The organism is Clostridioides sp. ZZV15-6597, assembly GCF_020657815.1.
Lineage (GTDB): Bacteria > Bacillota > Clostridia > Peptostreptococcales > Peptostreptococcaceae > Clostridioides.
In genome coordinates, this window is the sequence record NZ_JAGWCT010000041.1 from 1 (window position 1) to 21118 (window position 21118).

A 21118-nucleotide genomic window follows, 5' to 3' on the forward strand; every position below is an offset into this window, starting at 1 on the left:
TACTTGTATTGTATAAACTGTAAGTTAAAAGTATATTATTAACATCAGCTTCTTTATCACTTAAAAATAATCTTTCTGATTTTTGTCTGCAAATTTCATCTTTTTTGATTAGGTTATGATTTTCTTTTAAAATTGATTTTTTTTCTTCTTCATTTAAGTCTAAATTGTTCTCATCAAAATTTATTTTTTCTATAATACGATTTAAAACTGAATCCATAAAAAATAGTTTATATTCATTTATTCTATATATACTAACTCCTTCCATAACTAATAATTCAAAGTAATCTTTTTGTGTATATCCACGACCATAGTAAACACTATCATTTCTACAATCATAGATACCTGCAAAATACATACTTTGAGAACTAAGCTCATCTGAGAAATATAAGTATTTTACATAATCATTTTTTGATGCAATCTTACAAATATATTTTGTGTTTACTCCATTGTCAATTTCCTCAAAAAATCCATCTTTACTATTTTTCATAAAATTAACTAAGTTTAACATTTTATTCCCTCCTGAAATTTATGAAATATCATAATCTTATTTTAGAACTTCGGATTTATTAATTAAATCTGGATTTAATTAATAAATCCAATTATATTGATAATGATATTACCTTTTATAAAGATTGTCAAGAGAACTTTCTAAACAAAAAAAGACACCCTTACATTGAGAATGTCTTTTTTAATCATTATTTAATTAGTTGAAAATGGAACTTTTATAAGAACTTGTATTCTATAATATCTTTGATTTGATATAACTTTACTTGAACCTCTTTTTACATCTATATATTTTCCTGATTCTTTAATCTTTTTTATCTTATATTTGCATTCATCAGAAGAAAAATACTTTGGACTTATATTATTCCAATAACATTTTATATTATCTACTACAATTATATTTCTCATCTTATCAAATACTTCCTTTCATTTTATACTCTAAGGTAGCCTTTTTCTTTTTTCTTTTTAACACATAATTCAAAATAATTAATAGCTTCTGTTAAAGAACTACATTTTTTGATTTTTACAATTCCTCTTTTATCATCTTGTATATCAAAGTATGCAATTCTATATTCTTTTTTAGGGTTTGTATGTAATTCTATTAAATAATATTGTTTCTTCTTACCAATTACACGAGATAGTTTTTTATGTGATAGAAGCTGTACTCTTCCTTGATAAAATAAATCCTCTTTCTTTCTCCATTCTGGTATTTTTATACTTATTAAGTCATTTCTAAACATTTTATTCTTTACACCTTATTATCTATTATAAGGTGCTGCTCCTTCCATTCGATTGATTTATTTATCTGTATTGATAAAACTAAATTCTGTCTTTTGAATAGACTCAACTGTTTTACAAACTTCTTTCCAAGTACTTTTTCTCCCTTTTTTAGCTATATTTATAAATAAAATATGTTTAACTTGGTATTTTGATATATTCCTTTTTTTTGATACATTATTATTAAAAAATTTACTATTAAGACCACTACAATTCTTTACTTTACATTTAACTATTTCTACATTATTTAACTTTGATTTTATTTTTTTATCTAATATAACTACCATTTGTCTCAATGTTTCCATTTGTTTTTCTGTTACTTCATTAGTTATTTCTTCTTTGGAACTAACAGGATAACTTAATGACCATTCAAATGATAACACTCTCATTTAAATCACCTCATTTTTGTTATATTTGTATTTTTAAATAAAAATGAACCTATAAAAATAATTTTATTTTTAGGTTCATTTTCATTGAAATATATATAAATAAATATATTAATTATATATATTTATTTAATATATAATATCTAATAACATATATTTATTTATACAATTATGCAGATAAAAGTATATATTATATAATATTAAAAATATTTGAAAGGAATATATTTATTATGGATGAATTAAATTTATCAGAATTCACTATTATAGATAAAATAGAAACTTTGGACAAGATAATATTTTATGTAATACCTAAATATTATCCTTACTCATGTCCGATTTGTGGTGGAGCTTTAACAAAACATGCTAAAATTGAAAGACGTGCTAGAGATATAAATATTTTAAATAAAAATGTTATGATTATAATAAAGGCTTTTAGATTTAGATGCCTAGAATGTAATAATGTTTTTACACAACAATTTAACTCCATACACTATAGAGATAAAGTTACTATAAGGCTAATTACATATATAAAATTAAAAGCTTTGGAAATACAAAAAAAACAAAATGCAGAACTTTCAAAAGAACTAAATCTTTCAACAGCTACAATAAAAAACATAAGAAAGCTGTAAAATCTATTTTAAAACATAAAAAAGCTTTCACCTACTTTTATATTAAGGAAGTAAGTGAAAGCTCTCTAAAGCTTATTTAAAAGCTTGTTTTTTTCGTACATTCGTTCTTTTTCTAATATGCAGTATTTTTAGTTTGCCTTATATAAAACCTTAGCAATTTTATCTGAAGCTCCCTTATCCATTTCTTTTAGAACATGTGAATATATATTTAATGTTGTACTTATATCAGCATGACCTACTCTTTGAGATATTACATTTATAGGAATCTTTGACATTATAAGTAAAGTAACATGTGAGTGTCTTAAATCATGAAACCTAATGTGAGGTAAATTATTATTTTTCAAAAATCTAGTAAATTTTTTACTTATAACATCTTCTGCTATTGGTTTGCCTTCTTTATCAAAAAATACTAAGTTATGCTTATTTTTAATGCTGCCTTTTTTTAATGCATCTTTCATCTGTTTCAATTTAAATTCTTTTAACAGGTCCATGATTTCTGTTGGAGCTGAAATCATTCTTGTAGAACTTTCTGTTTTTGGTTCTTTTAATAAAACCTTCCCTTTTGTTCTACTAGTTATTTTGTCTATAAATATAGTATTCTCTTCAAAATCAACATTATCCCAAGTAATTCCTAAGATTTCAGAAAGTCTAAATCCTAATCCTAGTGCTAAGTTTATAGCTATCTTCATCTCAATATTAACATTATTACATGATTCTATTAAACTAAGCATCTGCTCTTTATCATATATATTGTTTTTATATTTTTTAGCACGAGGAATATCTATATCATCTATAATATTTTCTTTTATTAACTTAAGCTTATAGGCTCTTTTAAGTACAAGTTTAAGTATATTTATATGAACACGTATAGTCTTAGGGTTTAAATTATCAGATAATAAATCAATATATTCTTGTATATGCATAGCTGTTAATTCACTTAATTTATATTCTCCAAGATGTCTTGTAATATGATTCTTACATATTCTTGAATAGCTATCATATGTACTTATACATATATTTTTTTTGTGTCCTTCTAAAAAATCTAAAACAAATTCTCCAAAGGTAATATTGTTAGTATATAAAGCCCTATCTTTTTTAGAATTCTCAATTTCATTTATAATTGAAAAATCTTTATTATATATCTTTTCTTTAATTTCATTTAGCTTTTTATTTGCATCTCTCTTTTTAGAAAAAGAACCCATATTTTTTTGCTTTCTTTTTCCTAGATTATCTGGATATTCTAAATAAACTATAAAATTTTTATTTCTTTTTCTCACAAAAGCATTTACCAACATTTTAATATCTCTCCCAATTTTATTGTTTATTAACTAAAATATTTATATTTTTATTATAACATATATAGTAGCTAATCATTATTTTTCAATATCTTTAGTCCTAGAAATAGATTTTTTATCGAAACTAGATACTTAACTGTGTTAGTGAACTAGTTATTAGAAACAAAAAAATATTTTTAGAATTAATCTATTATGTATATCTAATAATTTAATCATTTTATTCATAAGCTAATTCATACTGTATATCATCTTTATTTATAACCTTTTTGAAATGTAAAATGGAATCTTTCTTTGAAAATTCTCTATAACTTCTGTCACTTAAAATATCATATTTCTTATTTAATAAGACTTTTTTTAAAATACGATTATCCTTAATTCTATAAAGTAAATTTTTAAGGTCTAGTCTAGATTTAGTATTTTCTAGCATGTGATAATCAGAGTTAACATTCTCTAACATATGGTAAGAAGAATAAACTTCTAATTCATAAAAATTAGATTCTAACATTTCTTCTAAATTCAAGCTTTTTTTAGACTCAATATATGATATAATTTTATCTTCTAATTTAAAATCTAATCTATACCTATCCAAACTAGCTTTTTCTTCATAAGATATTGAAGAATTCGAATAATTCTTTAAACTTACAAACAAAAGAAAATAGACAATTAAAGTTATAAATATCGCCAAAATAGGAACAGTAATATTTATAATAGTATTTTTTTGTTTATCATCCATACATACCCTCCTTAATCCAAAAGCTTCTTTAAATTTTGAGTATATAATATCATAATTTTTACAGGTCCATGATGCTCTTAAGATGCTCTAATCATTAGATTTATTTTACAAAAAAAATGTGTATAATCTTTAATTATACACATTCTCTCTTTTATTATTAATTATAAACTTTTAGTCATTAATACAATTGAATATACTTTAGTATTATTTATAAATTCAAATCTCTCCATATAATTTCTTGGCTAAATTCAAAGAGTTTATATTCTTTTCTTAGCATATCTACTAGTGTCTTAGTAACATCTATATATTGCATTACAATTAATCTAACTCTTTCATTAGGTATAAATTTTAATAATCCTAACATATTAGATAAATAAATAGGATTGCATTTTACAAATATATCTAATTCTCCAACTGAAGCTAATTTAGATATAGTGTGTCTAACTGAAAAACTAGATATATTATTAAATAAAAATACAATATCTCTGCCATTACTATAGTCCATTAACTTTTTTATGATTTTAAACCAATCCATAGTTAAAAATGTTATATCATTAAAAATACTAGTTGTTATATATTCACTTTTTCCAATTGATTTAGTTAGTTCTTCTATTTTAATATTTTTTGTATTTAATAATAATGAATGCTTCTTACCATCTGCTTTAAAAACAGCATTTCTAAAATAAAGTATATTTGTAAAATCAACTACTAAAATATTCTTTTTATCCATTACTCTTGTAAATTCTTCAATTAAATCAACTAAACTATTATCTGTTCCTGCAACAAATATATGCAACTTTGATTCCATACCTAATAATATCTTTTTTTCATCTTCACTAAATTCTACTTTAGAGGATGCATTGTATGTATCAGCCATTCTATAATATTTAAGGAAATTTAATTGTGTCTGAGTATATTTATGTCTTTCCTTTTCTAATTTATTTAAAAGTATAGTTATATTTTCATTTGCTTTATCTATTTTATCCTTATTCTCATTAGCTATCTCAAGTATCTTTTCTTTGTGTGCTGCTACAAGAATATCAACATCTTTTTGTTTAGCTTCTATTAAATTATTTAATTCCTCTATACCCTTTTTTAATTCATTTATCTCTTTATTTTTTTCTATTTCTATTTGCTTTTCTTTCTGAGATAATTCATATATCAATTTATTTTTTGAATCCATTTCTTTTTTTAACCCATCTATTTCTTTTTTTATATCTTTTTCCTTTTCAGCTAATTCTTTTTTTTGTTTTTCTATTTCTAGATTCATTTTCTTTATTATTTTATTGTTAGAATCAGATATCTCTTCTATTTCTAAATTTTTTTCTTTTAATAGTACTTCTTTATCCTCTATAGTCCTTTCTAACCCTTTTACCTTAACTTTTAATGCATCCATATCTCCACCAAAATCAGATAGGCTTATATTGTCATTAATATATATTTCATCATATTCTATTTCTTGTATTTCTTCTTCAGAATTATCTATATTTATCTTTTCAAATAATTTTTCTTTTCCCTTATCTTCTTGTGAAAAGCTTAATAAATCTAATAATTCAATGTCATTTTTAAAAAATAACAATTTCTTTTCCTCAATATTTATATGTTCAATATCTTCTTTAAACTTTTCATTTAAATATATCTTGATGCAGCTACCTGTTTTTGCAATTGTATTCAATTTTATAATTAAAATATCTAAATCATTCTCTAAAGAATAATCAATTAAATCTGAAAATGGTAAATCTTCCCTACTTAACTCTGTTCCAGCTATTAATATCACATAAACACCACCTTTATAAGATTATAAATATATATTTATATATAAAAAAAGAGAGTATATATTATATTTATATATATCTCTCTTTTTATTAAATTTATATTATATATATCTTTTTATTAAATTTATTTATAATAATTTATGTTTATGAATTAATCCTAGACCTTTAAGATTTACAAGTCTAGCATCTATTCCATTTAAACTAATCTCAGAGATTGAATCATTATATTTCTTCAAATGTTCAACTACAGGTTTTGACATTGGTTCACTAAGTACTTTTTTATGTGGAATTCCATTTTCAGTAACAGTTTCTTCAATAGCTAAAGCTCCTCCACCTACTGTTAAAATTCCTTTTAAAGACTCTATCTCTATATTTATTCCTTCAAGGTGTTCATTTAAGCTTTTTATAAGCATATCTGCGTATTTCTTTTTAGCTATTTTTATATCTTCAAGTAAATCTATCTTTTTTTCATCTCCAACAACTAGGTGGCCATTTTCTAGTACATATTCTTTTTCTTCTTCGGTCATACTGTAGTTATGTTTCATACTTACAACTTTAGCTACTATAGATTTTACTGTATTTCCACCAATTCTGAATGTGTTTTGACTCTTATCTATAACTCTACCATTTCTTACAATTGCAACATCTGTTGACCCTCCACCTATATCTATTAGAACTGATGTACCTTTCAAAAACTTTTTGTTCGCAACTACTTCAACAAGTTTTCCATCCTTTTCTTCATACATAACTCCAATGAATGCAGCTAATCCTTCAGGAAAAACAGCTATATTTTCAATTTTAAATTTCTTAACTATTTTATAAGGCAATACTAGACTTACAGTATTTATCTTAGATATTAATGTTTTTAATGCATCTTCATAATACATTTCAAGTGGTGGTAATAAAACAGATATATCAACACTTACATCTAATTCATCTACTCCAACCTTAAAATAATCTGCTACAAACATTATTGCTTTAATAAAAGATAAACTCAATGTTCTGAAAGTTGAATCTTGGTCATGTTTTGGATGAAGTGTTAAAGGTCTTTGTAAAACATCTTCAAATTCCCTAACTGCTAATAAACCATTAGCATAATCTTCATCGCCAATTGTTAAAATTGTTGATTCAGCATTTTTATAGCTTTCTGGTATAATATAATCATTTGGTACCCATGCAAAACTATTTTTAAATCTAATAATTTCCTCTTTTGTTCCATCATCATAAAAAACTTCTATTCTTGATTCAGAATTTCCTGCATCAAGACATATCCCTATTTTTTCAAATCTCATTCTAAATCCTCCATTATTCTTTCTTTATTTTAGTTTTCTATATATTATTATACTACATTATTATATTATTTAAATAAATTTATTTTAAAAATTTCTGAACAATATTTATTATTCTCTTCTTTTTCTATATCTGTATCCAAAAAAATAGTTTTATTTTGTTTTTCAAATATATCTATATCTTTTTTATTATTAAATGCTAAATATCCTTTTAATATATTATTGATATTATATATATTTTCTCTTATATCATCTTTATCTATATCTATATTATCTTTATTTTTTTTATTTATTATAAAATTCATTATTTTTTTAGATACTTTATTATTTTTATTTGATATATATGACATTCTATTTTTAACTTCTTTTATTTTACCATAAAATAAGTCGTCTTGATATAAATAATATTCACTTATATTTAATTCAATATTACTAAGTATAACAAAACTTCCTATATTATCTTTAATTTTATCAAAATATTTACATAACAAGTTTATTTCTTCTTTTGTAAAATCACATAGTCCTTTTATTAATATCAATACATGGTCATTTTGTGTTAAGTATGGCATTCTTTCTATTAAATCCATAATATTAAAAAATACCATTGTAGGATACACATTATTTTTAATAAAATAAGCTGTAGATACTACTCCATCTTCTGTTAATAAAATCAAATTCTTATCAGACATATAGTCTCCTTTCTTATATATTATATTTTATAAAAATAATATATATTTAGTTTAGATTTTATAATATATCCCTATATTGTTAACATATATAAATATATTACATATTTAATATTATTTATAATACTTATTATTTTTCTATAAATATAATAAGCTACTATAGTTTTATAGTAGCTTATATATTATGGAGTTACTGCAAAATATCTTGTATAACTAAATAAATCACTTCCTGACTTTCCTTTAATACCAGTAGTATTTTTCCTAACTATATCTAAAAAGTTATTCTCCTTATCTCCATATGAGCTTCTCATTCCTTTTGATGTTATAGATGTGTATGGAATTATAACATCAACATAAAAAGTTACCTTTGCGATTACAATTGGTTTACTTTTATAAGGTAAACCAGTCATAGGGTCTAATACCTCTTTATCTAATTCTTTTAAATAATCTGCTTTTGATTCAAAATATCTGCCTTCTTCTGTGGTTTTTTTAGCTCCAAATAAATATGTTAACAAAACATCATTTCGTCTATCATACATATCAATTACTTTATATTCTATCTGAGGAGTAATTCCTGGAAATGTTTTTACTGTTGAATTTCCCTTTGTAGATTCCTTCCCTCGTATCAAGGTAAAAACACCATTATTAATAGGGTTTTCGCTTTTTAAATCCTTTTTTATTGTATCTTTGTAATACTCACCTTTCAGTATTCCATTTCCACCTTTTTCTGTATTTAGATTCCAATTAGCTTTATCATATTTTGTTCTCATCAATAAATCCATATTGTTTATAAATAATGTTCCTAAAAACTCTTTATTCAAATATGTAATACCAAGACTAATTGGTGTAGTATAATATTCAGATAATCCATTTTCTTTTCTATGTCTATCAAAACCATATTCTTCATATAAGTTCTCTTCGACAGTTGTATTTACATATGAATTTTCATATTTTATACCTCTACTATTGACATTAGCAGGTAATAAATTTGTACCTATTTGTGCTATTCTAGGCATTGTATACCACAACATTCCCGTTTTATTAGTATTCCAATAGTGTATAGAAGTTCTTATATTTCCACATTTTTTAGTAAAATTTTTAAAATCTTCATTATCATATAACTCTAAAAATATTTCATTACGATTTCCTTCAATGTTTTCTTTTTTATTATAAATACCATCATAAACTGTTAATTCTTTGAAATTCCCATCATTTGAAGGAAATTTCATTTTATAAGCTTTTAAATTTGTATTTGTACTTGAATCTATAAAAAAATCATCCGTTGCTTGAGTTTGTTCCAATGCCATATCAGCAGCAGTTTTAACTATTATTTGTAGCTCTTTTGAATATTGATTAGCATACCATAAATCAATTAATGAAGAGACTATTATTATTAATAAATAATTTATAATAAAAATAACCAATAAATTTTTTGCCTTAAGCATTTTTAATACCTCTTTCTATTTTAAATATCTCAAACAAGGAACTTGATATATAAAATTTAATGGATATTCAAAATCGTTACGTTTAAACAGAAGAGAACCATCATTATTATCAGCTCCACCATGTTCTACCATGCTTATCCCTGCTGGTTGCATTGTAACTGATATAGCTAGTGTTTGTATATCTCCATAATCCTTAACATGTTCTTCATCTATTGCTGGGTATTGTTTATTTTCTATTGTGACATTATTTTTTATGTTAGAAACTATCTTTGTGGCCACACTTGATTGTTCTACCACCGCATTTAGTTGTCTTTCAAAAAGTGGGGTTATGGCTTTAGGTACACAGTTATTTCTTGATACTTCATTTTGTATTACAACTGCCAGAGGTTCTAATTTTGTGTATACAGATAAAGTATCTACAAAGACTATACCTATATTTAACAAAGTCATAAGCACCATTGAAAAAGCTAATACTTTAAATACAAGCCATACTGGTTTATAAGAAAACACTTCTATAATCACTTCCTAACTTAATAAATTTTTACTAGTTAAAAAGCTTATATGCTCTTTATTTTGTTGTTAAATCAGTAGTATCTTCTAATATTTTGCCTAATTCTAGGTCTATATCCTTTCCATCATTCATAGTGCTTATAGACCATGAATTTTGTGTTGCCTTTTCTATCTCTTTCCACATTAAAGGTTTACTTTCAATTACAAAAGTAAATAATAATACTGACATTGTTAACATAAAGACCCACATAAAAGCTTCTTTTAATGATATTACTATCAAGTTCATCACTCCTTAAAGGTACAAGTATAAACTTGTACCTTTTTTTATATAAAATTGACTATTTTACCAACCAGATGTAGCATCATCAAGCCCTGTATTATCTTCACCTTTATATTCATTAACTATTTTACCATTACTAGAACCAGCTATCTTCTGCCATACAGAATTAACTGTTCCTCCAACTGAATTTATACCTGTTTCTAATAAACCATTTTTACCAAACCCAAAATTAAACCCTTTAGCTGCTACAACAAGGACAGCAATTACTAAAAAAATACCTAATAATACTTTTTTCATAAAAAACACCTACTTTTATATAACTTAACTCTATTTAATCATAGCTACTTTTGCTACCCATGAAAGTATAACAAATTTAGCTAGTATTATATAAATCACTATCAAAGCTCTTGCACCTTTATTGGCCAATCTCTGTCCATTTTTTTTAACAGAGCTTCTTCTTTTCATAGATTGTTCTGTTTTTAATTCTCCTAGCTTTACCCTATTATCGACACCTCTTAATGATTGTTGAGCTACATTACAATAATTCACTACTGTAGAAGACTTATATAAATCTTTTAATTTAGCTGTAGCTACACTCTCATCAGAGTAAAGCTCTATGTTGTTACGATAAACAATAGCAAAGTTTTTTATCGCTTTATAATTTTCTTTATTTGGTACAAATTCTAAAGACTTTATATATTCATCTAGTGCTGGGGCTAGATTCGCATGTTGTCTTTTTACTAACTTACTATATAATTTTAAATACAGATTCGGAAATTTTTCTTCCAAACTTTTATCTTCATTTTCTATCATGCTATCAACAAATAATAAAAAAATTGGTTTTGAAAAACATAATATTAAAAATAAATATCCTTTAGGACCTGGAATTAAAACTAGACTTAAAATAGTTAATAATAAACCTAAAAGAAATAATCCTCTAAACAAACCTATTAATTCTGTTGGTTTTATATTTCTTTTAGTTGTATCTATATAAAGCTTTGCTCTATCTACTCTATATCTCATTTCTTTTATACTATAGTCTGAAGGTACTTGTCCTATATTATTAGTTATCCAGTCACAAAGACTTAAAAAGTTAACTATTATTTTTCTTTTATAAACATCATATTTAATTTTATTAGCATCTTTTCTAGCTTTTTTAGTACCTTTAGTTACACCTATTAGGTTATTTTCCTTCAAAATTCCCCAAATTGTCACTACTAAGAAGAAATATAATATGAAATTTTTAATAATTATTGAATTTAGCAACTATTTTGACCTCCCTTATAGTGACTGTGATTTAACTGATGTTAAATATGCTAAAGACCAAGCAACTAGTCCAACATCAGCAACTAATGATAATTTCCCAAATGTGTTATTTAGGAAGAAATTCATCATAAAACGGTCTTCATAGATACTAAACACGCAGTATGCACCTATTAAAAGCATTGATGCTATAATTTGTATTTTTCTCTCATTAAATATCTTATTATTTTCTTCTCTAGTATTTCTAATCTCTGCATTAGTTTCCATTACTATAGAAAATTCTGATTCAGAGTGCTCATCTGCTTTACTTTCATAAGAAATAGCAATTATACAAAACTCTGTAAAATTATGGCCAAGTTTATCATTCAACTTTTTAATTGCCTTCTCAAAGCTATAAGATTTGTTATCTATATCATCTAAAAATTCATTTACATATACACGTAAATTTGGATGAAAAGAATTTCTATACCTTCTTATGGCATTAAACACTCCGCCCCTTATATCAGATACTAATAAATCTGTCATATCCATTATTTGAGCCTCTTTCTTTTCATATCTAGTCAAGGACATAAACTTAAATACAACTAAAATTAAATAAAAGAATGCACAAAACATAGGAAGTGTAAGATTAACTGAATTTACTAGTACTGAAAATATTGTTGAAAACACAAAAGAAAGACTTGCTATAAAGATAACTAATCCAGATGGAGTTACATTGTCTTTTTCCATATCTAAATTTTCTATTATATCTTTAAAATAAATATACAGTTTATAATTTAATGTATTTTTATTTATAGTAGCTTTTCTCTCAGTATCTCTACTTAGTTGTCTTAATTTTTTTCCAAACTTTTCTTGAAATTTCTTATTTGTTGCTATCTTTGATTTTTCTAATAAGTTTATTAATTTTTTATTGTACATTACACAAAGCCCAAATATTGTAATAACTATACATGATATACTTAATTTAAATATTATCTCAAACATTCTTTCACCTTCTTTATAGTCTTAATTCTCCTGTTTTAATTAAGTTTTTAATAGAGCTATTTATTGAATAACATCTATTATCTGCTATAAAGTTCTATATTTTATGAAACTCTAATGGCATCATCTGAAGGCATAACAAATTTATCTATTTCTTTTTTTGATATTCCTCCTCTAATAAAGTTTGTTTTTGTTTTATCTGTTATATATCCTGTTTGGATAAATTCTCCTAGCATTTTTCTATTTCCATTTTCATCTGTTATTACTTCATCTTCTTTAAATTCAAATATATCATTTAATAGTGGGTTTCCATTTTCATCAGTGCCACAAACTTCTGTAATTCCAAGTATCTTTCTTTCACCTGTACTATCATAGATTGTCTGAGTTATGATAAAATCTATTACATTTGCTACATCTGTTAAGCTCTCTTTTTGAGAACATTTAGTTTCCTTTGATATCTCAGAGGCCATTCTAAATATAGCTTCTTTAGCACTACCTGAATGGAATGAACTCATAACTATATGGCCAGTTAAACAAGCCCTGTATATCTGAAAAAACTCCTTTGGTGTCCTACATTCTCCTGGAAGAATGGCATCTGGTGAAGCACGTAAAGAGTTTGATACTAAATTAGCCATTGTTCCAACTGTCTCAGAATCATCATCTATTGCAGCTGAGTTTACTTCCCAATGTATAACTCTATTTAGATTTATACCTTCTTCATCTCTTTCAGTCATAAATACTTCAGTAGGATTTTGTATAAAAATCTTTTTCTTACTCTTAGGAATTTCTTTTGCTAAACTATTAAGTAATGTTGTCTTCCCTGAGTTTGTTTTTCCTATGCAAAAACATCTCATACTTCCTGCTCTTCCAATTAACTTTATAAATTCAGCCATATCTTCACTACATGCACCACTTTTTACTATATCTTCAATACTCATTTTTATCTTTTTAAATTTACGAATAGATATAGTTTCTATTGGAAAATCATACTTACCAGTTCCTCTAGCATTTAAAGAGCTGTGAACAGCATTTACACGATATTTATCTTTCTTTGTTTTTGCATTTAATATGGGATATCCATCTGTAAACTGTGGTACTGTTCCTGTTCCATCATCTATTAATCTTAAAATGGTCATCTTAACTTCTTGAGGAGATGGGAAAGTTATTCTTCTACCATGTTCATCCAAATATGGATACCACAATCCTCTTCTTTGAACATTGATGGTTAGGTAATCTAATATTTCAATTTCATCTATAGATTCATCTTCTAAAGCTTTTTTTAATACTGATTCTCCAGAAATAGCTGCTGAAACATCTTCTAATAATAAATGTGTATTTAGTCTACCATTTTCTATGTATCCTTTTACATTTATTTGATGTTCATTAACATAATCGTTTATTTTCTGTATCATGATTTTATATTTTTTTTCATCTGATGATTCATAGTATTCTTTTGTTAATTGCCTAGAAATTACAGTTCTACATTGGCTTAAATATTCTTCAAATGAAATTCCATCATTTTTTGAGAAATCAGTATCATCCTTTTTATATACTCCAAAATCATTTTGAAGCTTAAATATATTTTTAGCAGATAACAAAGTATCACCTCGCTATTTGCAACTTTAATCAACACCACTTTATCTATCAAAACATCTTTATCTGTCAAATCTTCTATATTTCTTTTAAAACTTTAAAATCACTAATAATTTTTTTATTATATTTTTTTATATCACCTCCACAGACACATTTTTCTTTGCTAATTGTAAGTAATTTGCAACTACTGCATATAAATAAAAATTCTTTTGTTAGAATCTTATAATCTATTTCATAAATGTGTTTTTGAGTTATTGGTATTTGAGTATTATATATTTTTATTGATTCATTATCTTCACTTGATAGTACTAATTTTATTTTTATTATTGAACAATCATCAAAACATATAAAATTTGTAATTCCCATATTTAAAAATCTTAGTTTATCAAAATAAACACTTCGATTTAAATTTATTTTCTTCTGCTCTATGTAATTTTCAACATTACTGCTACATTTAACACAGTTAAATAGCTCATTATTATCATTATTTATATATTTTAAATATAAAAATACAAATGATGATAATTCTTCCTCTAATCCTTCTCTATTAAATGCAGGAAATCTTGTTTTTATTTCTCTTAGAGCTTCTTGATTATCTCCTACTTCAAACCATTCCTTTTTATTTTCTATTTGTGACTTTACTTCTGTTATATTTTTTTTGTGATTCAATATACTTTTATTCTTAATACATCTATAGATTTTTTGAATAATACAAATTAAAATTAGTATACAAATAATACTAATAATAAATATAATTTTTCCTCTCATTATTTAACCTTTCTTTTAAATCTCTATAATTTTATCTTCAAATGCATTTAAATTCTCACCCTCACTTTTTCCATAACTTTTGATTTTTTCAAAGCTTTCTTGTATCTCAGTTTCACTTATTTCTCTTTCCTCTAATTCTTTTTTATTTATAAGTAATTGATTATTTTTAGGTGTTATATCTAAAATTTCATCTATTATGTTATTTATTACATCTGAAAAATTTTTAAAAGCTTCTTTAGGTTCTTCTTCCCAGATTTTGTTTCCATTAATTCCTGCTTTTAATATCTCTTCGGAAAAATATATCTGACCTAAAATAGTCATTTCAATATCTTTAAAAGCTTTTTGAGTAAATGCTAAAACTTCTTCTGATACTTTATTTAATACAACTTTATTAGCTTTTAAAAAAGGGATTGCTAAAGTAGCTTGTGTATTTAGTGATTTCTTTAAATTAGATAAACATTTTATACTCTGGTCTGCTACATTGATTATTTTATTGCATTTTATTGCAGCTCTAGTATTCATATTAGTTAATTCATAAGATGACAAATCAATTAAGATTACATCAAAAGATATTTTACATGTATCAATCATTTCTGCTAAAAGGACATCACTATCTCTAGATGAAAACATATCTGCTATAGTTCTCTCTCTAAAATCTATTAAGTATATATTCTTATATTTTGTTGGGGAAGTAATTTCTGCTATATCTCCTGAATAAGTAAGCATATCTTTTTTTGATGTTGTTTTATTACCATCTTTCATTAAATATGAATATTGAGTTGGATATTGCATGTTCATATCTACTACACAAATATTCAATGTTGTTGTTTTTGATAGAGCTATAGCTACATTTTGTACTATAGTAGATGTACCTGTTCCTGGAACCATCCCTCTAAAACCAATTACTTTATTGAATAGCAGTTTTTCTGAAATATTATTGTTTCCTCCACCTGACATTACACCTATTAATTTACTTAAGTTACTCATTGCATCTCTCCTTAATCACTTATCAGAATATTTTTTTTTCAAATCACTAAGAGCTTTTAATATAATATTTTCTTCTATTTCATTTAACAGTGTTATCTCATAGTTTAGTTCATATTTTTTTAGGCTGTTGTAATCAATAGAATCTATTTCTATTACTTTTAATAATATATTTGCAGGTTCAATGTTTTTTTGAAAATCAATATTAAAAAGTAATTCTTCTTGTTTTTCTTTTGAAAGTACAAATAGTTTATAATAAATATCAAATATGCTTATTCCATTATTATTTAAAATATCTATTACTATTGCACTATCATATGTTTTTATTATGTTATCTTTATTTAATATGCTAATCTTTATTTTATCTCCAGGAACTAACATATGTTTTAATTGTTTTTCTGTAATATCCAATGTTATTAACTTTTCAGTTGGAATTATCATTACATTCACCTATACCATTTATTTTTTGTCACTTGAACTATTTTCTCTTGCAAATCCTGTTTGTAAATTATTAAGAGCATCTGTTATAATATTTCCATTTGTTCGAGGAAGAAGAGTCATCATGTAATTTGCTCCTTTTGCCTCTATATCCATATAATTGTCTGCTTCTTCTTCAGTTACATTTAATAATATTTGGACTGGCTTCACACTAGTTTTAAAATCTTCAGTAGCTATTATTTCTTGTTGTTTTGCTTTTGGTAAAGCTAATAATTTATAATAAATATCAAATATACTTGCTCCATCACTGTTTAAAATGTCTATAACAACTGCATTATTAAATAATTTTACTTTTTTCTGAATAGCTGTATTAGGTTGAATACCAGCTTCTTGTTGCATTTTATAGGCTTCTTCGCTTGGTAAAGTATATACTTGGTCAGTATATGAAGCTCTAACATTTATTTTATCTCCTGGAACTAACATTTCACCAAACTGGTCTGCTTTTATATCTAATTTTAATAACTCTCCATCCATTTTATACAAATAAGCTAATTGCTTTGGAGTATCTTTGCTTAGAGAATCCCAATGTATTGGTGCATTTTGTCTAATATAGTAAGAAGCATATGCATTTTTAATTTTATTTCTATCTTCCCATAAAACAATAGTTCTTTTTTTACTTCCATCACTAAATTTCATTATCCCTTGTTTTTCATACTCAGCCTTTACCATCTTTGTTTTAACCATATTACTTTCAGTAACTCTTGCATCTTGAGGTAGTGCTGTTTTAAAGGTCACAATATCAACGGTTCTATTAAGCAATGCGTTAGAGATTATATTTGAACCTATTATGAACACACATAAAGCTATTAAGAAAAATATTTTCTTCGCATTTTTGCTGCTGCTATTATTCAGTTCCTTAACTTTATCTATACTTACTTTTAATTTCACTTTTTTCCCTCCTATGTTATCTACATAATATTTTTATAATTTTTAATCTTCTCCTTTCTATTTGTTTTTACATTATAAAAAATAACCATTTATAAAATTATTATATTTTATAATGAAATATATATTTTTTTCTTAATAACTTATTTGTTACTCACATATTCTATTATCATATTTTATTTATAATATATATATTTATATTTGCTATATATCTATATATATATTAATCTTATAAACAAATATATATTATATATTTGTTATATCTATATATATTTTTATAATTCATTTCAAAATTATAGTTTTATACATTGAAAAAGATAGTAAACTTATAAATATTTACTATCTTTCTTAATGTATATCTTGTATGTATTTTTTAGTTTTTATTGTCGAATCCAGTATGTTTTTTTGTTTATTTTTAAATCAAATTATATCTACTGGGATATATATTACTTATACTTAAATGTATACATATATCATAAGTAAACATGCTAGTCCTTGCAGCAACGGTATAATTGCTAATAGTAACATAATTTTTCTATACTCCATAAATGTTCTCCATTCTACTATTAGTTATTTTTAATTTCTTAAAATTAAGATAGTCATACATAAAAAATAAATTAATTCAAATAAGCTCATTATTTCTTTTTCAAAATTAATTAGATTATAATGGTTTATTATATTATGTAATAATATTAATGATAGTACATTGATAATAATTAATAACATTGAGTTTCTAATTACTTTATTACTACATGTTATTTCACTTTCCTTATATCTCATCTTTATCCCTCTTATTTATTTTGTTTTTTAAGCTTTTTTTACAAATATATATTATAAACATTATAGATATTGTTACTATAACTAAATATAAACTCATAACTGAACTTATTCCTGTAATCCCTAAATATATTGAATATATAAATATCAAAGTCAAATATAAAACTTGTATAATATCTATAATTTGTATATATAATTTGTATTTACTATTAATATCTTTCATTTTAATTAATTTTTTATATTCTCCTTTCTCTAAATAATATATACTATATATAACATATATTCATAATATATATCAGCTATATATAATTCCATATTTTATATATAGTAATATCTATATATTTTAATATTATTTAATAAAAAAAAGAGAATCTAATTTAGATTCTCTTTTTTTTATTAAATAACATTATATAATTATATATCTTTTTAAAATATTTATACTTTTTTATTTATAGTAGTATCCATTTTCATCAATAAAGCCACTATCAAATAAACGCTTTTTTAAATTCTCATTTGTGACTGGTCCTCTACTTAAATCAATTTCCCTACTATCCATCTTTTCTTTTATATTACTACTCCAATATTTATCCACTTCTTTTTGATGTCTTATTTCCTCTTCTTCTTTAACTATATAGTCACTAATCAAATTATAAAGTGTAGATTTAAAATATTCATATGACTGTGTAGATATAATATCTGTATCATCTTTTTCTAACACTATAGCTATTGCTTTATCTAAAATATATGCAAGTTTCTTTTCTTTAAAATCAAAATCTGCAAAATCTTTTTTAAATAGCCTTATTGTACCTTTTGTAAAAATAGCAGGTTCTGGAATAAAGAATTCATCTTTTATCTTAGAACTAGCTTTTTTATCCTTTATTTTAGGTTTCTTAGTTATCTTTTCTTTTGCTTTAGGTTTCTTAGTTATTTTTTCTTCTTCATCTTCAATTTCAGTAAATTCAACATCTTCTATAATATCTTCATTATATTTAAATTTATTTAAGTATCCATCTTTTGTTTCAATATCTTCTGAGAGTAGCTCTTTATTTAATTTAATAAATTCTTCCTCTGGTATTGTTTCAATAGAATTATTTTCTTCTACAGCCTTTCCAATTTCTAATAAATCAATATTCTCTATTATATCCTTATTAAACTCATATGTTCTTTTATCAAAGTCTTTTACAATAAAATCTATTGCTATTACTTTTTTCCCTTCTTTTCTTTCCTTAAAATCAATCTCAAAAAGACCTGTTTTATTTAATGCTTCTACAGCTGGTACAATTACTCTTCTTTTGAAATTACCATATTGAGGATAACTATCTTCTAACATTAGATATTCTTTTAATTCTTCTACTTTATAAGTTATTATATTTTTTTTACCACTCCATAATCGTATTAGGTCGTAAAGCCTTTGAGCATAATAATTATTAAGTGTAAATAAAACAGCAAGATTGGCTGGTGTATATCCAGTTTCTAAGTATTTATTTAATAAATCATAGATTGTTCTTGAACTGTCTATAATAAAAGCTTGAATATCTTCATCATACTTAAATTCTGATATTATAGAACACTCACCCCATGCAAATTTATTAGATTTTTTTCTCTGAATGTAATGAATAGGTTTACTCCTAAGACTTGATAATAATTCTGTTATATTCTTTGTCGTTCGGTCATTAGTTTTTTTTATAATTTGCTTAATTTCACTTTTTGTAATATAGCATCTCATAGTTCCATCACATGATTTTTGAAGTTTATAAAGTATAAGTAAATATATTCTATTTTCATTTAATGTTAAACTATATTTAGCACGTATTAGTGCATTATTTTTCATCAAAACCTTTGGACTTGTTTTACTAAGTAAATTAGAAGTATTGTTCATATTTATTATATGCTGCTTTAAATACTCAGCATTTAAACTCCTTTCATTTTTAAAAACTAGTTTATACCTAACAAAATCTTATTAATAATATTTAAGTTTATCTAATTGACATATTTAGATTATCTACTTGTCTCATTTGAACTATCTATTTGTTAGATATTTATATATAAAGTATCCTGTTAGCATATTTAAACTTGTCTAATCTTAAAAATTTAATTTATTATTCATATAAACTTTATAATCTAATAATAGCATATATTATTCATTTAGCACATTAAACTTATTTATCTTAGATATTTAGGTTATCTAATTAAAATATTTAATTTATTTGTTTAATGCAGTTAAATTATCTAATTGACATATTTAATTTAGCTGTCTAATATATTTAGCTTATCCAATTGACATATTTAATTTAGCTATTTAACACATTTAGCTTATCCAATTGACATATTTAATTTAGCTATTTAACACATTTAGCTTATCCAGTTGACATATTTAATTTAGTTATTTAATACATTTAAGTTATCCAATTGACATATTTAATTTATCTATTTAATACATTTAAGTTATCCAGTTGACATATTTAATTTAGCTGTCCAACTATATTCAATCTATCTAATTAACATATTTAAATTATCTATCTGACTCATTTAAATTATCAATTTTAAGTTTTAAGTTTATCTATTTGACATATTTAAATTATCAGTTTTAAGTTTTAAGTTTATCTATTTGACATATTTAAATTATCAGTTTTAAGTTTTAAGCTTATCCAATTGACATATTTAATTATCTAGTTGTCGTATTAAATTATTTAATAAACATATTTAGTTTATCTATCTGACATATTAAACAAATTAATTAATATTTTTAAGTTACCTAATTGACATATTTACTCAATTCAACTAATATTTTAAGCTTATCTATCTGACATATTTAATAATTTAATTAGTATTTTAAGCTTATCTATCTGACATATTATTTTATCTAATTGACATATTTATCTTATCCAATTGACACATTAAATTATCCACCTGACATATTATTTTATCTAATTGACATATTAGATTATCTAGTTGACATATTATTTTATCCATCTGACATATTTATCCTTCTGAACACTAGTAATTTCAAGGGTTTGAAGCTTGTCTAAATACTTTAAATACTTTAAATACTTAAATACT

At 23.9% G+C, this 21118-nt stretch carries 22 protein-coding genes; 1 reads left to right on the top strand and 21 read right to left on the bottom strand.

The genetic code is table 11. The annotated features are described in order from the left end of the window. The 4 genes from KGF52_RS10800 to KGF52_RS10815 all read right to left on the bottom strand — a co-directional run. A partial coding sequence (locus KGF52_RS10800; protein ID WP_227840176.1) for a hypothetical protein occupies positions 1–508 on the bottom strand: 508 nt, incomplete at its 3' end. Between the two features lie 191 nt (positions 509–699). Next, entirely contained in the window at positions 700–912 is a 213-nt protein-coding gene (locus KGF52_RS10805; protein ID WP_227840177.1) for a hypothetical protein, read from the bottom strand. A gap of 23 nt (positions 913–935) precedes the next feature. Beyond that, positions 936–1244: a hypothetical protein gene (locus KGF52_RS10810; protein WP_227840178.1), complete on the bottom strand. Its 309-nt coding sequence runs from the start codon at positions 1242–1244 to the stop codon at positions 936–938. A gap of 57 nt (positions 1245–1301) precedes the next feature. Next, the gene (locus KGF52_RS10815; protein ID WP_227840179.1) at positions 1302–1670 is read right to left on the bottom strand and encodes a hypothetical protein; all 369 of its coding nucleotides are present in this window, start codon (positions 1668–1670) and stop codon (positions 1302–1304) included. A 227-nt stretch (positions 1671–1897) separates the two neighbouring features. On the opposite strand from KGF52_RS10815, the gene KGF52_RS10820 reads away from it, so the two are divergent. Continuing rightward, positions 1898–2296 carry a transposase family protein gene (locus KGF52_RS10820; RefSeq protein ID WP_227840180.1) on the top strand — a complete coding sequence of 133 codons (399 nt, stop codon included), beginning with the start codon at positions 1898–1900 and terminating at the stop codon, positions 2294–2296. Between the two features lie 128 nt (positions 2297–2424). Here KGF52_RS10820 and KGF52_RS10825 read toward each other — a convergent pair whose 3' ends face one another. From KGF52_RS10825 to KGF52_RS10905, 17 genes are all read right to left on the bottom strand, one after another. Then, positions 2425–3591: a tyrosine-type recombinase/integrase gene (locus KGF52_RS10825; RefSeq protein ID WP_227840181.1), complete on the bottom strand. Its 1167-nt coding sequence runs from the start codon at positions 3589–3591 to the stop codon at positions 2425–2427. Between the two features lie 217 nt (positions 3592–3808). Further along, on the bottom strand, positions 3809–4324 hold the full coding sequence (locus tag KGF52_RS10830) for a hypothetical protein (protein ID WP_227840182.1): 516 nt from the start codon (positions 4322–4324) through the stop codon (positions 3809–3811). A 208-nt stretch (positions 4325–4532) separates the two neighbouring features. Then, positions 4533–6101 (bottom strand): hypothetical protein, encoded by a 1569-nt coding sequence (locus KGF52_RS10835; RefSeq protein ID WP_227840183.1) that lies wholly within the window; start codon positions 6099–6101, stop codon positions 4533–4535. 126 nt (positions 6102–6227) lie between these two features. Continuing rightward, positions 6228–7391 (bottom strand): ParM/StbA family protein, encoded by a 1164-nt coding sequence (locus KGF52_RS10840; RefSeq protein WP_227840184.1) that lies wholly within the window; start codon positions 7389–7391, stop codon positions 6228–6230. Positions 7392–7456: 65 nt separating this feature from the next. Further along, complete coding sequence (locus tag KGF52_RS10845; RefSeq protein ID WP_227840185.1) at positions 7457–8077, bottom strand: hypothetical protein; 621 nt, start codon at positions 8075–8077, stop codon at positions 7457–7459. Between the two features lie 179 nt (positions 8078–8256). Next, the gene (locus KGF52_RS10850; RefSeq protein ID WP_227840186.1) at positions 8257–9519 is read right to left on the bottom strand and encodes a hypothetical protein; all 1263 of its coding nucleotides are present in this window, start codon (positions 9517–9519) and stop codon (positions 8257–8259) included. Between the two features lie 15 nt (positions 9520–9534). Continuing rightward, positions 9535–10029, bottom strand: a complete 495-nt coding sequence (locus KGF52_RS10855) for a hypothetical protein (protein WP_107614992.1) — start codon at positions 10027–10029, stop codon at positions 9535–9537. Positions 10030–10087: 58 nt separating this feature from the next. Then, complete coding sequence (locus KGF52_RS10860; protein ID WP_227840187.1) at positions 10088–10309, bottom strand: hypothetical protein; 222 nt, start codon at positions 10307–10309, stop codon at positions 10088–10090. 63 nt (positions 10310–10372) lie between these two features. Beyond that, positions 10373–10606, bottom strand: coding sequence for a hypothetical protein (locus KGF52_RS10865; RefSeq protein ID WP_227840188.1), 234 nt, complete (start codon positions 10604–10606; stop codon positions 10373–10375). A 30-nt stretch (positions 10607–10636) separates the two neighbouring features. After that, positions 10637–11575: a hypothetical protein gene (locus tag KGF52_RS10870; RefSeq protein ID WP_227840189.1), complete on the bottom strand. Its 939-nt coding sequence runs from the start codon at positions 11573–11575 to the stop codon at positions 10637–10639. A 15-nt stretch (positions 11576–11590) separates the two neighbouring features. After that, positions 11591–12556, bottom strand: coding sequence for a hypothetical protein (locus KGF52_RS10875; protein ID WP_227840190.1), 966 nt, complete (start codon positions 12554–12556; stop codon positions 11591–11593). Positions 12557–12657: 101 nt separating this feature from the next. Continuing rightward, complete coding sequence (locus KGF52_RS10880) at positions 12658–14151, bottom strand: ATPase, T2SS/T4P/T4SS family (RefSeq protein WP_227840191.1); 1494 nt, start codon at positions 14149–14151, stop codon at positions 12658–12660. 73 nt (positions 14152–14224) lie between these two features. Further along, entirely contained in the window at positions 14225–14815 is a 591-nt protein-coding gene (locus KGF52_RS10885; protein ID WP_227840192.1) for a hypothetical protein, read from the bottom strand. A gap of 114 nt (positions 14816–14929) precedes the next feature. Then, positions 14930–15901, bottom strand: coding sequence for an AAA family ATPase (locus tag KGF52_RS10890; RefSeq protein ID WP_227840193.1), 972 nt, complete (start codon positions 15899–15901; stop codon positions 14930–14932). Between the two features lie 15 nt (positions 15902–15916). After that, positions 15917–16339 carry a hypothetical protein gene (locus tag KGF52_RS10895; RefSeq protein ID WP_227840194.1) on the bottom strand — a complete coding sequence of 141 codons (423 nt, stop codon included), beginning with the start codon at positions 16337–16339 and terminating at the stop codon, positions 15917–15919. 18 nt (positions 16340–16357) lie between these two features. Then, positions 16358–17284 (bottom strand): hypothetical protein, encoded by a 927-nt coding sequence (locus KGF52_RS10900; RefSeq protein ID WP_227840195.1) that lies wholly within the window; start codon positions 17282–17284, stop codon positions 16358–16360. Positions 17285–18503: 1219 nt separating this feature from the next. Beyond that, complete coding sequence (locus KGF52_RS10905; protein WP_227840196.1) at positions 18504–19937, bottom strand: replication initiation protein; 1434 nt, start codon at positions 19935–19937, stop codon at positions 18504–18506. Positions 19938–21118 lie beyond the last annotated feature (1181 nt).

What these genes read in the sequence shown, in the direction of transcription:
- KGF52_RS10850 (WP_227840186.1), bottom strand. Translation starts at nt 9,519, where the DNA reads ATGCTTAAGGCAAAAAATTTATTGGTTATTTTTATTATAAATTATTTA.
- KGF52_RS10825 (WP_227840181.1), bottom strand. Translation starts at nt 3,591, where the DNA reads ATGTTGGTAAATGCTTTTGTGAGAAAAAGAAATAAAAATTTTATAGTT.
- KGF52_RS10895 (WP_227840194.1), bottom strand. Translation starts at nt 16,339, where the DNA reads ATGATAATTCCAACTGAAAAGTTAATAACATTGGATATTACAGAAAAA.
- KGF52_RS10815 (WP_227840179.1), bottom strand. Translation starts at nt 1,670, where the DNA reads ATGAGAGTGTTATCATTTGAATGGTCATTAAGTTATCCTGTTAGTTCC.
- KGF52_RS10805 (WP_227840177.1), bottom strand. Translation starts at nt 912, where the DNA reads ATGAGAAATATAATTGTAGTAGATAATATAAAATGTTATTGGAATAAT.
- KGF52_RS10865 (WP_227840188.1), bottom strand. Translation starts at nt 10,606, where the DNA reads ATGAAAAAAGTATTATTAGGTATTTTTTTAGTAATTGCTGTCCTTGTT.
- KGF52_RS10890 (WP_227840193.1), bottom strand. Translation starts at nt 15,901, where the DNA reads ATGAGTAACTTAAGTAAATTAATAGGTGTAATGTCAGGTGGAGGAAAC.
- KGF52_RS10905 (WP_227840196.1), bottom strand. Translation starts at nt 19,937, where the DNA reads ATGAACAATACTTCTAATTTACTTAGTAAAACAAGTCCAAAGGTTTTG.
- KGF52_RS10845 (WP_227840185.1), bottom strand. Translation starts at nt 8,077, where the DNA reads ATGTCTGATAAGAATTTGATTTTATTAACAGAAGATGGAGTAGTATCT.
- KGF52_RS10840 (WP_227840184.1), bottom strand. Translation starts at nt 7,391, where the DNA reads ATGAGATTTGAAAAAATAGGGATATGTCTTGATGCAGGAAATTCTGAA.
- KGF52_RS10875 (WP_227840190.1), bottom strand. Translation starts at nt 12,556, where the DNA reads ATGTTTGAGATAATATTTAAATTAAGTATATCATGTATAGTTATTACA.
- KGF52_RS10810 (WP_227840178.1), bottom strand. Translation starts at nt 1,244, where the DNA reads ATGTTTAGAAATGACTTAATAAGTATAAAAATACCAGAATGGAGAAAG.
- KGF52_RS10820 (WP_227840180.1), top strand. Translation starts at nt 1,898, where the DNA reads ATGGATGAATTAAATTTATCAGAATTCACTATTATAGATAAAATAGAA.
- KGF52_RS10830 (WP_227840182.1), bottom strand. Translation starts at nt 4,324, where the DNA reads ATGGATGATAAACAAAAAAATACTATTATAAATATTACTGTTCCTATT.